13 protein-coding genes are annotated in these 13810 nt (G+C 71.4%); 6 read left to right on the plus strand and 7 right to left on the minus strand.

Annotated elements, in window-relative coordinates:
- Positions 1-68: 68 nt before the first annotated feature.
- Positions 69-947: a D-alanyl-D-alanine carboxypeptidase family protein gene (locus tag ACFV46_RS20405; RefSeq protein WP_283287698.1), complete on the minus strand. Its 879-nt coding sequence runs from the start codon at positions 945-947 to the stop codon at positions 69-71.
- A gap of 232 nt (positions 948-1179) precedes the next feature.
- Here ACFV46_RS20405 and ACFV46_RS20410 point away from each other — a divergent pair, with 232 nt between their 5' ends.
- Both ACFV46_RS20410 and ACFV46_RS20415 read left to right on the plus strand, forming a co-directional pair.
- Positions 1180-1842, plus strand: coding sequence for a GntR family transcriptional regulator (locus ACFV46_RS20410; protein ID WP_361929378.1), 663 nt, complete (start codon positions 1180-1182; stop codon positions 1840-1842).
- Positions 1839-3137, plus strand: a complete 1299-nt coding sequence (locus ACFV46_RS20415) for a nitrate/nitrite transporter (protein WP_376727593.1) — start codon at positions 1839-1841, stop codon at positions 3135-3137. Before ACFV46_RS20410 ends, ACFV46_RS20415 begins: the two co-directional genes overlap by 4 nt.
- A 1-nt stretch (position 3138) precedes the next feature.
- Here the strand turns inward: ACFV46_RS20415 and ACFV46_RS20420 are convergent, their stop codons facing one another.
- Positions 3139-3924: an SAM-dependent methyltransferase gene (locus ACFV46_RS20420; protein WP_385499075.1), complete on the minus strand. Its 786-nt coding sequence runs from the start codon at positions 3922-3924 to the stop codon at positions 3139-3141.
- Positions 3925-3995: 71 nt separating this feature from the next.
- Positions 3996-4820 (minus strand): maleylpyruvate isomerase family mycothiol-dependent enzyme, encoded by an 825-nt coding sequence (locus ACFV46_RS20425; RefSeq protein WP_361929371.1) that lies wholly within the window; start codon positions 4818-4820, stop codon positions 3996-3998.
- 229 nt (positions 4821-5049) lie between these two features.
- On the opposite strand from ACFV46_RS20425, the gene ACFV46_RS20430 reads away from it, so the two are divergent.
- Positions 5050-5844, plus strand: coding sequence for a carbon-nitrogen family hydrolase (locus tag ACFV46_RS20430; RefSeq protein ID WP_361929368.1), 795 nt, complete (start codon positions 5050-5052; stop codon positions 5842-5844).
- Between the two features lie 45 nt (positions 5845-5889).
- Here the strand turns inward: ACFV46_RS20430 and ACFV46_RS20435 are convergent, their stop codons facing one another.
- The gene (locus ACFV46_RS20435) at positions 5890-6387 is read right to left on the minus strand and encodes an LURP-one-related family protein (protein ID WP_361929366.1); all 498 of its coding nucleotides are present in this window, start codon (positions 6385-6387) and stop codon (positions 5890-5892) included.
- Between the two features lie 92 nt (positions 6388-6479).
- Between ACFV46_RS20435 and ACFV46_RS20440 the strand changes: the two genes are divergently transcribed.
- Positions 6480-8306 carry an NHL domain-containing thioredoxin family protein gene (locus ACFV46_RS20440; protein WP_385499077.1) on the plus strand — a complete coding sequence of 609 codons (1827 nt, stop codon included), beginning with the start codon at positions 6480-6482 and terminating at the stop codon, positions 8304-8306.
- Here ACFV46_RS20440 and ACFV46_RS20445 read toward each other — a convergent pair.
- The 3 genes from ACFV46_RS20445 to ACFV46_RS20455 form a co-directional block, all read right to left on the minus strand.
- Positions 8294-8539, minus strand: a complete 246-nt coding sequence (locus ACFV46_RS20445; RefSeq protein WP_361929361.1) for a DUF6458 family protein — start codon at positions 8537-8539, stop codon at positions 8294-8296. The two genes, ACFV46_RS20440 and ACFV46_RS20445, sit on opposite strands and share 13 nt — an antisense overlap.
- Positions 8540-8625: 86 nt before the next feature.
- The gene (locus ACFV46_RS20450) at positions 8626-9921 is read right to left on the minus strand and encodes a M18 family aminopeptidase (protein ID WP_361929358.1); all 1296 of its coding nucleotides are present in this window, start codon (positions 9919-9921) and stop codon (positions 8626-8628) included.
- Between the two features lie 131 nt (positions 9922-10052).
- Positions 10053-11879, minus strand: a complete 1827-nt coding sequence (locus ACFV46_RS20455; protein WP_361929356.1) for an acyl-CoA dehydrogenase — start codon at positions 11877-11879, stop codon at positions 10053-10055.
- A gap of 194 nt (positions 11880-12073) precedes the next feature.
- Between ACFV46_RS20455 and ACFV46_RS20460 the strand changes: the two genes are divergently transcribed.
- Both ACFV46_RS20460 and ACFV46_RS20465 read left to right on the plus strand, forming a co-directional pair.
- Positions 12074-12556, plus strand: a complete 483-nt coding sequence (locus ACFV46_RS20460; RefSeq protein ID WP_361929353.1) for an SseB family protein — start codon at positions 12074-12076, stop codon at positions 12554-12556.
- Positions 12557-12781: 225 nt separating this feature from the next.
- Positions 12782-13762 (plus strand): pirin family protein, encoded by a 981-nt coding sequence (locus ACFV46_RS20465; protein WP_361929351.1) that lies wholly within the window; start codon positions 12782-12784, stop codon positions 13760-13762.
- Positions 13763-13810: the final 48 nt, after the last annotated feature.

Consider the following 13810-nt stretch of genomic DNA (forward strand, 5'->3'; position numbering starts at 1 on the left):
TGAGCCCGCAGGACGCCGAAAGGGGCGGTCACCGTGAGGTGGCCGCCCCTTTCACCGCTCGCCGAAGGTCAGCTGATCTTGGCGTAGCCGTAGGTGATGAGCTTCTTCACGTCCGCCGTGCGGTTGGCCTCCGAGGAGGCGGTGAGCACGGTGCCGATCACGGACTCGCCGTTCAGGGTGGCCGCGAAGACGAGGCAGTACTTCGCCTCGCTGCCCGAGCCGGTCTTCACGCCGAGCGTGCCGTTCCAGCCGAGCAGGGTGTTGGTGTTCTTCCACGCCGCCATCGTGCGGGTGGAGCCGGTCTTGGTGATGGTCTTCGCCGTGTAGGACTTCGTCTTGACGACGGTCTTGAACGTCGAGGACTTCATCGCGCTGCGGGCCAGCTTGGTCAGGTCGCGCGGGGTCGAGTAGTTCGAGCCGTTGCTGATGCCGTCGAACGAGTCGAAGTGCGTGTTCGTCATGCCCAGGCTCTTCGCCATGGTGTTCATCTTGCCGATGAACGACTTCACGCGGGCGTTGACCGTGGAGCCGGTGCCGTACTTGTCGGCGAGCGTCATCGCGGCGTCGCAGCCGGACTTGAGCATCATCCCGTACAGCAGCTGACGGACGGTGACCTTGTCACCGACGATCAGGTTCGCCGAGGACGCCCCCTTGGAGACGATGTAGTTGCTGACCTCCTTCTTTATGGTCACCTTCGTGTCGAGGTTGAGGTTCGACTGCGAGAGGACGACCTTCGCGGTCATGACCTTCGTCGTCGAGGCGGTCAGCCGCTTCGTGTCCGCCGACTTCGAGAACAGCGTCTTGCCGTTGGCGCTGTTCATCAGGAACCCGCCCTTGGCATTGATCGAGGGCGTGGTGACGGCCTGCGCGGGCGCCGCCGTGAGGGCGCCGGAGGCGAGAACGGCGCCGGTCGTGAGGACGACGGCGGCGGCTCTGCGAACACGCATGCCCTTGTGTGCAGTTATCAACTGATTTACCCCGATTACGTCTTATGCCCCTGCGGTGCGGCCGAGTTGGGAGGGGAAGAAAGTGGGGCCGCACGTGTGTGACACGTAAGTAGCACACAAGGTTGTGCCGCCGCTGGCCCGGACGGTGCTTCTTTGCCGGGAGATTCCATCGGACGGGTCCGCATCGTGGACCGGTCCGCCCTTGCGTACGTGTTGTATCTATGCTGTGGGCATGTCTACCGCCCCACCCGCCCCCGTGAAGCAGCCGCCCGCCGCCGACCGCGTCTACAGCCATGTGAAACAGGGCGTCCTGGAGCGCCGCTACGAGGGTGGCACGCTCCTCACCGAGGGCGAGCTCGCCGAGGCCGTGGGCGTCTCCCGCACCCCGGTCCGCGAGGCGCTGCTGCGGCTGGAGGCCGAGGGGCTGATCAAGCTCTATCCGAAGAAGGGCGCCCTGGTCCTGCCGGTCTCCGCGCAGGAGATCAAGGACGTCGTGGAGACGCGCATGCTCGTCGAGGAGCACGCGGCGCGCAAGGCCGTCCCCGCGCCCCCCGGGCTCCTCGACCGTCTGGAGGAACTGCTCGACCGGCAGAAGGCCCAGGCCGCCGCCGGAGACTTCGCCGCGGCCGCCGTCACCGACCGCTGCTTCCACGCCGAGATCGTCCGCAGCGGCGGCAACGAGATCCTCTCCCGCCTCTACGACCAGCTCCGCGACCGGCAGCTGCGCATGGGCGCCGCCGTGATGCACTCCCACCCCGACCGGATCGCCAAGACGCTCAGCGAGCACGAGGAGATCCTCACCGCCCTGCGCGCCGGCGACCCGCAGGCGGCCGTCGCACTGGTCCACCGGCACATCGACTGGTTCTCCCACCTCGCGCGGGGTGAGGAGCGATGAGGCCGGCCACCACCCTGCCCGGCGACCCTCCGGGCGGACGGCGCGCGATCGCCGTCTGGGGCATCGGCGTCTCCGTCTACTTCGTCGCCGTCATCTTCCGCACCTCGCTCGGGGTCGCCGGACTCGACGCGGCCGACCGCTTCGGCGTGAACGCCTCCGCCCTGTCGACGTTCTCGATCCTCCAGCTGCTCGTGTACGCGGGCATGCAGATACCCGTCGGCCTGCTCGTCGACCGGCTCGGCACCAAGAAGGTGCTCGCCATGGGCGCCGTGCTGTTCACGGCGGGACAGCTCGCCTTCGCCTTCTCCCCGTCGTACGGCATGGCCCTCGCCTCCCGGGCCCTGCTGGGCTGCGGAGACGCGCTGACGTTCATCAGCGTCCTGAGGCTGGGCACCCGCTGGTTCCCGGCCCGGCGCGGCCCGCTGGTCGCCCAGCTCGCCGGGCTCGCGGGCATGGCGGGCAACCTCGTCTCCACCCTGGTCCTGGCCCGGGTGCTGCACGGCGTCGGCTGGACCGCGGCGTTCGCGGGCAGCGCGGGCGCGGGTGTCGTGGTGCTCGTGCTGACCCTGCTGTTCCTCAAGGACCACCCGGAGGGCCACGAACCGCAGCCGGTCCCGCACCAGGGCGCCGCCTACGTCCGCCGCCAGATCGCCGCGTCCTGGCGGGAGCCCGGCACCCGGCTGGGCATGTGGGTGCACTTCACGACGCAGTTCCCGGCGATGGTGTTCCTGCTGCTGTGGGGGCTGCCCTTCCTGGTCGAGGCGCAGGGCCTGACCCGCGCCACGGCCGGGGAGCTGCTCACCCTGGTCGTCCTGTCCAACATGGCCGTCGGCCTCGTCTACGGACAGGTCGTCGCCCGGCACCACGGCGCGAGGCTGCCGCTCGCCCTCGGCACGGTCGCGGCCACTGCCGTCCTGTGGGCGACGACCCTGGCCTGGCCGGGCGAGACGGCGCCGATGGGCCTGCTCGTCGTGCTGTGCGTGGTGCTCGGCGCCTGCGGACCGGCCTCCATGCTCGGCTTCGACTTCGCCCGCCCGGCCAACCCGCCCGAGCGGCAGGGCACCGCCTCCGGCATCACCAACATGGGGGGCTTCATCGCCTCCATGACGACGCTGTTCGCGGTCGGGGTGCTGCTCGACGCCACCGGCGACGACTACCGGATCGCCTTCTCGGCGGTCTTCGTCCTGCAGGCCCTCGGCGTCAGCCAGATCCTGCGCCTGCGCGGACGCGCCGCCCGCCGCGAGCGGGAACGCCTGGTCGCCAGCCGGGTGGAGACCGTGCACGTCCCCGCCTGACTCACCGCACGGGCACCAGCGTGAGATAGGCGAGCCCGAGGACGCCGCGGTAGCTCATCCACTGGGCGCGGTGCCGGTCGAGACGCTCCCGCGTCTCGGCCGCCCGGGGGTGGCCGGGGTGTTCCGCCAGCCACACCTCGGCGTCCGCCTGGTACGCCGACTCGAACTCCTCCCACTCGCCGGCGTCCGCCGTCTCCGTCCACTCCGGACGGAAACCGGCCTCCACCGCCAGGTCGAGAAGGGTGCCCAGGTCGTGGTGGTCGGTGGCGCTCGCGCCCGGCCACATGCCCGCGAGCTCGGCCTCGGTGGGCGGCCGCTGCCAGAAGCCCTCCCCGAGCAGCACCCGGCCCCCGTCGGCGACCAGGCCGCGCAGCGCCCGCAGCGCGTCGGTGATGAGCCCGGGCGGCTCCAGCGTGGTGAGGGCCTGGCTGGACCCGACGCACAGCACCAGGTCGGCCGGGCCGTGGGACGTCCCCGTCGCCGACTCCTCCACGAACCGCACCCGTCCGGCCAGCCCGCGCTCCTGGGCGATGCGCCGGCCCCGGGCCAGGTCCTCGGTGTTGAGGTCGATCCCGACCCCGGTGGCCCCCGGCACCGCCTCGAGGACCCGCAGCATCAACTCGCCCCAGCCGCAGCCGATGTCGAGGACGGTGGCGGGCTCCGTCCGGGCCAGCCGCTCGACCAGCCGGCCGGCGCGCTGCTCGGACAGGGGGCCGTGGAAGGTCAGCCGGGTCAGCCGCGGCGGCCCGTCGGAAAGCTGCGGGGGATGCGTGTCTGTGTCGGTCACGGCGGGGACGGTAGCCGGGACCCGGGCGGCGGCGACACCGGTTTTCGGCCCGCCGCCGCGCCCGCGGCGGGCTACTGGGTGACGGTGAAGTTGCGCAGGATGGCCGCCGTCAGATCGGGGTCGCCCTCGGTCTTCACCCGGTCCGCCACCGCCTCCGGCGTGACCCGGCCGCAGGCCAGCCGGACGAACGTCTCCCAGTCCAGGGTCAGTGCGGCGGCCGGACCCAGCGCGGGGGCCGTCTCCAGGGTGCCGCGGCCCTGGATGTCGATCCGGATCGTGCGCAGGAACTCGACCGGGCCGTGCACGTCGAGGACGATCGCCGAGCTGCGGGGCGCGTCCACCTTGGTGGCCATGACCTCCGGCATCCGGCCGAGCAGCACGTCCCGGGCGACGAGCGCGCCGGGGGAGTCCAGGTTGCCGGGGCGGCCCAGCGCGGCGCGCAGGTCCTGCTCGTGCGCCCACACGTCGAAGGCGTGCGTGCGCATCGCCTCCTCCAGGGTCAGCTCCGCGCCCAGCGGGCCGCGCACCTTGGTGCCGGGGTCACGGCTCTCGTTCCGCAGCTGGCGGTTGCGGCGGATGATCGTGTACTCCAGCTCCGACGTCATCTCCGGCGCCGTGTGGTGGCGGCGGACGTCGACCTGCATCTCCATGTAGCGCTGGTGGTCGTTGGTGACGTGGAAGAGGTCGCGTGGCAGCGTGTGGATGGGGCGCGGGTCGCCCAGCATCTCGCAGTCCAGCCCGATGACATGGGAGACGACGTCGCGCACCGACCAGCCGGGGCAGGGGGTGCGCCGGTTCCACTCCCCTTCGACGAGCGGTGTGACCAGCTCGGATATCGCTTCGATGGAGTGGGTCCAGGCGTCGGCGTAGGGCTGGAGGGTGGGATGCAGACTCACGGAACGGGACCCCTCGGCGGTTGGTACGTCGGTTCGCGGGCAGGTTCTGGCGGCGGTGCCAGTGGGCGGCGGCGGCTGTCGGCGGGTGTCTCGGCGGTCCCCCACGTTCTCGGCTGCGCTCGAACAGGGGGGACCCCCAAAGTTACGCTGCTGTGAGGCACCCCGGCAGTGCTTTCGTGTGACGATCGTAGGCCCGTGTGGACGGCTCGAATGCCAGGACGGTGGTAGTGTGCGCGCCTCTTTGCTCCAGATCGACGTGAACGAGGACGAATCGGTGGAATCGCGCCGGGCGAGGGTCGCCTCCCTGGTACGAGAACAAGCCGGAGCGGATCTCGTCGTCCTGCCCGAGTTGTGGACCACCGGCGCCTTCGCCTACGAGGAGTTCGGCACGGAGGCCGAACCGCTCGAGGGGCCCACGTACGAGACGATGGCCAAGGCGGCGAGCGACGCCGGTGTCTGGCTGCACGCGGGGTCGATCCCCGAACGCGACCCCGACGGGCCGCTCTACAACACCTCTCTGGTGTTCTCCCCCTCCGGGGACCTGGCCGCCGCCTACCGCAAGATCCATCGGTTCGGCTTCGACAAGGGCGAGGCCGTGCTGATGGGCGCGGGCCGGGACCTCGTGACGGTCCGGCTGCCCGGCACCACGCTGGGCCTCGCCACCTGTTACGACCTGCGCTTCCCCGAACTCTTCCGGGGCCTCGCCGACGCCGGCGCCGAGACGCTCGTGGTCCCCGCCGGGTGGCCGGAACGCCGCCGGGCGCACTGGACGCTGCTCGCCCAGGCCCGGGCCGTGGAGAACCAGGCGTATGTGCTCGCCTGCGGAACGGCCGGGACGCACGCGGGAGTTCCGCAGGCCGGTCACTCGATCGTGGTGGACCCCTGGGGCGAGGTCCTGGCCCAGGCCGGGCCCGGCGAGGAGGTCCTCACCGTGGAGTTCGACCCCGGCCGGGTCGCGGTGACGCGGGATCAGTTCCCGGCGCTGAAGGACCGTGTGCTCGGGCTCGCCCCGCCCCGGCGCTGAGCCCCGCTGCGGTCGCTGAGCCCCGCCCCGGCGCCGAGCCCCGTCTCAGTCGTCCCCGCGCTCCTTCTCCGCCAGGTGGATCACACACACCGCCACCGCGATCAGCAGCGCCGGGTCGGCGTCCTCGCGCACCACGTCCACGCCGTACGTCTCCCGGACGTGCAGCCAGCGGCGCGAGACGACGGCCAGCAGCTCCCCGTCGTACTCGACGGCGAACTCCCGGTCGAGGATCTTGCCGCTGACGTCCAGCTCGGTGCTGCCGTCCGCGAGCGCGACCCGGTAGTGGTTGCGCAGCAGCGACAGCCGTTTGCGCCGGATCGTCGCCAGCGGCCGGCCGTCCCGCTCGATCACCATGGTGTCGCGCAGCGCGAACATCTTCTGGCGGATGTCGATGAGGACGCGTCCCTGGACGTCCTTCAGCTCGAAGGTGTCCCGCAGCCGCATGGCCTTGCCGTCGACGAGGAACACCTTCTCCCCCCGGTCGTCCTCGATCCAGTAGTCGTCCCCGAAGCCGAGCAGCCGGTCCCGCACGAGAAATCTCATGACACGAGGGCTTCCCCGCCACCCGCCCCGGAACCCCCGCGTGTAGGCCGACGGGCTGAGCCGGGTGGGGCCGCCGGTGGCACTCTGGGGACATGACCGACCCCGCACCCCGGCACCCCCGCGTCCGCGCCCCCGAGCTGACCGGGGCGGGCGGCTGGCTCAACACGGGCGGACGCGCGTACCGCCTGGCCGACCTGCGCGGACGGATCGTGCTGCTCGACTTCTGGACGGCGGGCTGCGTCAACTGCCAGCACGTGATCGACGAGCTGCGCGCGCTGGAGGCCGGGCATCCGGACACCCTCGTCGTGGTCGGGGTGCACTCGCCGAAGTTCGCGCACGAGACCGAGCACACGGCCGTCGCCGACGCCGTGGAGCGGTACGGCGTGGAGCACCCGGTGCTGGACGATCCCGGGCTCGAGACCTGGAAGCAGTACGCGGTGCGGGCCTGGCCGACGCTCGCCGTGATCGACCCGGAGGGGTACGTCGTCGCGCAGCACTCGGGCGAGGGGCATGTGCGGGAGATCGACCGGCTGGTGACGGAGCTGGAGGCCGAGCACGCGGCGAAGGGCACGCTGCGGCGCGGCGACGGGCCGTACGTGCCGCCGGAGCCGGAGCCGACGGAGCTGCGCTTCCCGGGGAAGATCGTGGCGCTGCCCGGCGGAGGGTTCCTGGTGAGCGACACCTCCCGGCACCGGCTGGTGGAGTTCGCGCGGGACGGCGAGAGCGTCGTACGGCGGATCGGCTCCGGGGTGCGCGGGTTCGCCGACGGCCCGGCGGACTCGGCGTCGTTCAGCGAGCCGCAGGGGCTGCTGCTCCTGGACGACGGGGCGGTGCTGGTCGCCGACACGGTCAACCACGCGCTGCGCCGCGTCGACCTCACGACCGGCGCGGTGACGACGGTGGCGGGCACCGGACGGCAGTGGTGGCCCGGGGCGGCCACGGCGGGACCGGCGCGGGAGGTGGACCTGTCCTCGCCCTGGGACCTGGCGCTGTTCGCCGGGCGGGTGTGGATCGCCATGGCCGGGATCCACCAGCTGTGGACGTACGACCCGGTGGCGGGGACCGTCCGGGTGGCGGCGGGGACGAGGGACGAGGGGCTGGTCGACGGCCCGGCGCACGAGGCGTGGTTCGCGCAGCCGTCGGGGCTCGCCGTGTCACCGGACGGGGAGCGGCTGTGGGTGGCGGACGCGGAGACGAGCGCGCTGCGCTGGGTGGACCGGCGGGGCGTGGTGCGCACGGCCGTCGGCACCGGTCTGTTCGACTTCGGGCACCGCGACGGCCCGGCCGGGCAGGCGCTGCTCCAGCATCCGCTGGGGGTCACGGCCCTCGCGGACGGCTCGGTCGCCGTCAGCGACACCTACAACGACGCGCTGCGCCGCTACGACCCGGCGACCGGTGAGCTCTCCACACTGGCCCGCGATCTGCGGGAGCCGTCGGGCGCGGTGGCGGTGGGCGGGGACGTCGTGGTCGTGGAGTCGGCCCGGCACCGGCTGACCCGGCTGCGGCTGCCCGAGGAGGCCGTACGGCGGGCCGGGCGCCCCACGCCGTCGGCGGTGACGGACGTGGCCCCCGGCGAGGTGGTGCTGGACGTGCTGTTCGAGGCGCCGGTGGGACAGCGCCCGGACGACCGGTACGGGCCGCCGGCCCGGCTGCTGGTGTCCGCGACGCCGCCGGAGCTGCTGCGCACGGGCGAGGGTGCGGGGACGTCGCTCTCCCGCACCCTCGTGTTCGACCCGTCCGCCGGGTCCGGCGTCCTGCACGTCTCGGCGAGGGTGGCGTCCTGCGACGACGATCCCTCGGTCCCGTATCCGGCGTGCCGGCTGCACCAGCGGGACTGGGACGTCCCCGTCCGGCCGGCCGGCGGGGGTGCCGGGCGGCTGCCGCTGGTGTTCGCCGGTGCGGACGGTCAGACGCCGTAGCCGTCGTTGTAGCCGTCCCGCCGGTGCGGGTCCTCGGTGACGACCGGGGACGCGGGCGGCACCACCACGCGCTTGCGCCGGGCGATGCTACTGAAGGTCGTGACGCCGATGAGGCCCACGATCATCAGGATGACCCCGACCAGGTCGAGGTTCACGCCGTCCATGTCCCAGTCGGTCGCAAACGTGAGGATGGCTCCCGCGGCGATGAGGATGATGCACCCGCCGAGGCCCATGAGTGTCGCCTCCTGTCCGGTCCGGACGTTCCGGTCCGGACGTCCGGGTACCCCGGCTCCGGGCGCTCATGCGAGGCCCGCCCCAACTAGCCCTCCAGGAAGGCCGCCAGGGAGGTGGCGAGCAGCCACGGGTCGTCGACGCCGCACAACTCCCGTGCGCTGTGCATGGAAAGGATCGCGACGCCGATGTCGACCGTGCGGATGCCGTGCCGGGCGGCCGTGATGGGACCGATGGTGGTGCCGCACGGCATGGAGTTGTTGGAGACGAAGGACTGGAAGGGGACGTCCGCCTTCTCGCAGGCCGCCGCCCACACGGCACGGCCCGAACCGTCCGTGGCGTAGCGGTTGTTGACGTTGACCTTGAGGATGGGGCCGCCGTTGACGCGCGGGTGGTGCGTCGGGTCGTGCCGCTCGGCGTAGTTGGGGTGGACGGCGTGGCCGGTGTCGGAGGAGAGGCAGACGGTGCCGGCGAAGGCGCGGGCCTTGTCCTCGTAGGAGCCGCCGCGGGCGAACACCGAGCGCTCCAGGACGCCGCCGAGCAGCGGGCCGTCGGCGCCGGTGTCGCTCTGGGAGCCGTTCTCCTCGTGGTCGAAGGCGGCGAGCACCGGGATGCAGGGCAGCCCGGCGCCGGAGCCGGCCACGGCGGTCAGCGCGGCGGTGCCGGCGTGGACGGAGAGCAGGTTGTCCATCCGGGGGCCGGCGAGGAGTTCCTTGTCGCGGCCCAGGTAGGCCGGGGGCTCGACGGAGTGGACCATGAGGTCCCAGCCGGTGACCTCGCCGGGGCCGATGCCGGCGGTCTCCTCCAGGAAGGCGATGAGGTCGCCGTCGCGGACGTCGCCGAGGCCCCACACGGGCTGAAGATGCCGCTGCTTGTCGAGCTTGAGGCCGTCCGAGGAGACCGCGCGGTCGAGGTGGATGGCGAGCTGGGGGACGCGCAGCAGGGGCCGGTCCACGTTGACCAGCCGGGTCGAGCCGTCCCGCAGGGTGAGCCGGCCGGCCAGGCCGAGGTCGCGGTCGAGCCAGGAGTTGAGCAGCGGTCCGCCGTAGATCTCGACGGCGACCTGGCGCCAGCCGTGCGCGCCGGTGTCGGGCAGCGGCTTGACGCGCAGGTTGGGGGAGTCGGTGTGGGCGCCGATGATCCGGAACGGCGTGTGGGGCGCCGCGCCCTCGGGGACGTACCAGGCGACGACGGCGCCGCCGCGCAGCACGTACTTGCCGCCGCTCGAACCGTCCCAGGCGTCCGTCTCGGCGACCTGGCGGAAGCCGGCCTTCTCGAGCCGTTCGGCGGTGTTCGCCACGGCGTGGTACGGCGACGGGCTCGCCGCGAGGAAGGACATCAGGTCGTCGGTGTGGCCGCGGTCGAAGCGGGGGGGTGCGCTCATGGGTTCACCTTAACGACGTGCGAGGGCCCGCTCCCGGGGAAGGGGAGCGGGCCCTCGTGCGGGCGATGTGGATTGTCCGTGAGTGACGGGAACGGCCCTTTGCCGCTGAGCCGTTCCCGCGCGAGCGGGTCCTAGAAGGCCGCCTCGTCCAGCTCCATCAGGTCCAGCTCGACGCCCTCGGCGAGCTTGCGCGCGCCGGTCACGCCGGGCAGGACGTTGGCCGCGAAGAACTTCGCCGCCGCGATCTTGCCGGTGTAGAACGCCTTGTCCTTGGCGGAGGCCGTCGGAAGCTTCTCGGCGGCGACCGCGGCACCCTTCAGCAGCAGGTAGCCGACGACGACGTCACCGGAGGCCATCAGCAGACGCGTGGTGTTCAGGCCGACCTTGTAGATGTTCTTGACGTCCTGCTCGGTCGCCGCGAGGTCGGTGAGCATGAGGCCGACGATGGCCTCCAGCTCGACGGCGGCCTTGGCCAGGTGCTCGCGGGCGCCCGCCAGCTCCTCGCCGCCCTCGCCGACCGCGAGGAACTTCTTGATGTCCTCGGCGAGCGAGTTCAGGGCCGCGCCCTGGTTGCGGACGATCTTCCGGAAGAAGAAGTCCTGGCCCTGGATGGCGGTGGTGCCCTCGTACAGGGTGTCGATCTTGGAGTCCCGGATGTACTGCTCGATCGGGTATTCCTGGAGGAAGCCGGAGCCGCCGAAGGTCTGCAGCGACTGGGCGAGCTGCTCGTAGGCCTTCTCGGAGCCGTAGCCCTTGACGATCGGCAGGAGCAGGTCGTTCAGCGCGTGCTCGGCCTTGGCGTCCTCGCCGTTCGCCTCCTTGACCTGGATGGCGTCCTGGACGGAGGCGGTGTACATCACCAGGGCGCGCATGCCCTCCGCGTACGCCTTCTGCGTCATGAGGGCGCGGCGCACGTCGGGGTGGTGGGTGATGGTGACCTTGGGGGCGGTCTTGTCCATGAAGTTCGCCAGGTCGGGGCCCTGGACGCGCTCCTTGGCGTACTCCAGCGCGTTGAGGTAGCCCGTCGACAGCGTGGAGATCGCCTTCGTGCCGACCATCATGCGGGCGAACTCGATGATGCGGAACATCTGGCGGATGCCGTCGTGCCGGTCGCCGATCAGCCAGCCCTTGGCGGGGTGCTTGTCGCCGAACGTCATCTCGCAGGTGTTGGACGCCTTGAGGCCCATCTTGTGCTCGACGTTCGTGGCGTAGACGCCGTTGCGCTCGCCCAGCTCGCCGGTCTCGAAGTCGAAGTTGTACTTCGGGACCATGAACAGGGACAGGCCCTTGGTGCCGGGTCCGGCGCCCTCGGGGCGGGCCAGCACGTAGTGGATGATGTTCTCCGACATGTCGTGCTCGCCGGACGTGATGAAGCGCTTGACGCCCTCGATGTGCCAGGAGCCGTCCTCCTGCTGCACGGCCTTGGTGCGGCCGGCGCCGACGTCCGAGCCGGCGTCCGGCTCGGTGAGCACCATCGTCGAACCCCACTGCTTCTCGGTGGCGATCTTCGCGATGTGCTTCTGGACCTCGTTGCCCTCCTCGAAGAGGATGCCCGCGAACGCGGGGCCCGAGGAGTACATCCACACGGCCGGGTTGGCGCCCAGGATCAGCTCGGCGTAGGCCCAGATGAGGGAGCGGGGCGCCGTGGTGCCGCCGATCTCCTCGGGCAGGCCGAGACGCCAGTACTCGGAGTCCATGAACGCCTGGTAGCTCTTCTTGAAGGACGCCGGGACGGGCGCGGTGTTGGTCTCCGGGTCGAAGACCGGCGGGTTGCGGTCGGCGTCGGCGAAGGACTCCGCGAGCTCGTTCTCGGAGAGGCGGGTCAGCTCCTCCAGGATGCTCTTCGCGGTCTCGACGTCCATCTCCTCGAACGGACCCGTGCCGTACAGCTTGTCGCGTCCGAGTACTTCGAAGAGGTTGAACTCGATGTCGCGGAGGTTCGACTTGTAGTGCCCCATGGTTACGGCTCCGTAGCGGGTCGGCGAGGCACTGGATCCTCGCGCTGGTTCACGTACCGACAAGTAGCTACGATGATGCTACCCGCCAGTAATAAGACGCAACCCCGACCCCCGATCTGTGACAGGTCCCACCGGATCGACCTTGACGGCCGTACCGGTCCACGGGTCCGGCGGGGCTGGGTACGCTTGCGCGCATGTATGGATACGGCCAGCCCATGGACGGTGGGGCCGCACAGCAGCAGTACGCGCCGCCGCAGCAGCCCATGGCCGGTGGCGCCGGCGGGTACGGCCAGCAGCCGCCGCTCTACCCCGAGCCGTCCCCGCCCTCGCTCGCGGACGCGGTGCGCGCCTTCACCACGGGTCAGCTGACGGCCGAGGACTTCCAGCAGGTCTTCGCGACCTCGAAGGTCTACTGCCCGCGCGGCGACAACCCCGGCTTCCTCGCCCTGCACAACACCCAGCAGCCGGTGATCCCGATGTTCACCTCGCTCAAGGAGCTGCGCCGGTACGCGGGCAAGGAGTCCAAGTACTTCGTCATCACCGGCGCCGAGGTGATCGACCTGCTGCCGACCGGCTACGGCTTCGTCCTGGACATGGAGGGCGAGCACCGCATGGTCTTCGACGCGAAGGCCGTGGAGCAGATGGTCGAGTTCGCCATGCGCCGCATGTACGGCTAGGCCGCGTGTACGGCCTGGTCGCGTGTGCGGCCGGGCCGTGTCTCGAACGCACCGGACCAGGTGGTCCGTAGCCGGGGGCCCGGGAGCGGCCACCCGGCCCGTGCTGTCACACTGAGCCGCTTTCCCGGATCAAGCGCCCGGAGGGAATGCCCTCCGGGCTTTGTGCGTTCGGGGTGGCAGAAAGTTCAACGCTCAACTAAACTGGCCGCACAAGGAGGTACCGACATGCCTGCAGTGACCGTCGAGAACCCGCTGACGCTGCCCCGTGTCGCCGCGCCCGCGGAGGCCGTGGCCCGTCCCGTGCTCGCCGTCACGACCGCGCCGAGCGGTTTCGAGGGTGAGGGCTTCCCGGTGCGCCGCGCGTTCGCCGGGATCAACTACCGCCATCTGGACCCGTTCATCATGATGGACCAGATGGGTGAGGTGGAGTACGCGCCGGGCGAGCCGAAGGGCACCCCCTGGCATCCGCACCGCGGCTTCGAGACCGTCACCTACATCATCGACGGGATCTTCGACCACCAGGACAGCAACGGCGGCGGTGGCACGATCACCAACGGCGACACCCAGTGGATGACCGCGGGCTCGGGCCTCCTGCACATCGAGGCCCCGCCGGAGTCCCTCGTCATGTCCGGCGGCCTCTTCCACGGCCTGCAGCTGTGGGTGAACCTCCCGGCCAAGGACAAGATGATGGCCCCGCGCTACCAGGACATCCGCGGCGGCAGCGTCCAGCTGCTCAGCACCCCCGACGGCGGCGCGCTGCTGCGCGTGATCGCCGGTGAGCTGGACGGGCACGCCGGACCCGGCATCACGCACACGCCGATCACGATGATCCACGCGACGGTGGCGCCGGGCGCCGAGGTGACCCTGCCCTGGCGCGAGGACTTCAACGGGCTGGCGTACGTGCTCGCGGGCAAGGGCTCGGTCGGTGCCGAGCGCCGTCCGATCCACCTGGGCCAGACCGCGGTCTTCGGCGCCGGTGGCTCGCTGACCGTCCGCGCCGACGAGAAGCAGGACTCCCACACGCCGGACCTGGAGGTCGTCCTCCTCGGCGGACAGCCCATCCGGGAGCCGATGGCCCACTACGGCCCGTTCGTGATGAACACGAAGGACGAGCTGATGCAGGCCTTCGAGGACTTCCAGAAGGGCCGCCTGGGCACCGTCCCCGCGGTGCACGGCATGAGCGCCGCCGGTCCCGCGCAGGACTGACCGGCACGTCACGAGGCCCGCGGCCGCACCGACAGGGTGCGGCCGCGG

The sequence above is a fragment of the Streptomyces sp. NPDC059852 genome (genome assembly GCF_042731455.1).
GTDB lineage: Bacteria > Actinomycetota > Actinomycetes > Streptomycetales > Streptomycetaceae > Streptomyces.

Bases quoted from the DNA above. Each gene is read 5' to 3' on its own strand.
- ACFV46_RS20405 (WP_283287698.1), bottom strand. From the start codon at position 947: ATGCGTGTTCGCAGAGCCGCCGCCGTCGTCCTCACGACCGGCGCCGTT.
- ACFV46_RS20410 (WP_361929378.1), top strand. From the start codon at position 1,180: ATGTCTACCGCCCCACCCGCCCCCGTGAAGCAGCCGCCCGCCGCCGAC.
- ACFV46_RS20415 (WP_376727593.1), top strand. From the start codon at position 1,839: ATGAGGCCGGCCACCACCCTGCCCGGCGACCCTCCGGGCGGACGGCGC.
- ACFV46_RS20435 (WP_361929366.1), bottom strand. From the start codon at position 6,387: ATGAGATTTCTCGTGCGGGACCGGCTGCTCGGCTTCGGGGACGACTAC.
- ACFV46_RS20440 (WP_385499077.1), top strand. From the start codon at position 6,480: ATGACCGACCCCGCACCCCGGCACCCCCGCGTCCGCGCCCCCGAGCTG.
- ACFV46_RS20445 (WP_361929361.1), bottom strand. From the start codon at position 8,539: ATGGGCCTCGGCGGGTGCATCATCCTCATCGCCGCGGGAGCCATCCTC.
- ACFV46_RS20450 (WP_361929358.1), bottom strand. From the start codon at position 9,921: ATGAGCGCACCCCCCCGCTTCGACCGCGGCCACACCGACGACCTGATG.
- ACFV46_RS20455 (WP_361929356.1), bottom strand. From the start codon at position 11,879: ATGGGGCACTACAAGTCGAACCTCCGCGACATCGAGTTCAACCTCTTC.
- ACFV46_RS20460 (WP_361929353.1), top strand. From the start codon at position 12,074: ATGTATGGATACGGCCAGCCCATGGACGGTGGGGCCGCACAGCAGCAG.
- ACFV46_RS20465 (WP_361929351.1), top strand. From the start codon at position 12,782: ATGCCTGCAGTGACCGTCGAGAACCCGCTGACGCTGCCCCGTGTCGCC.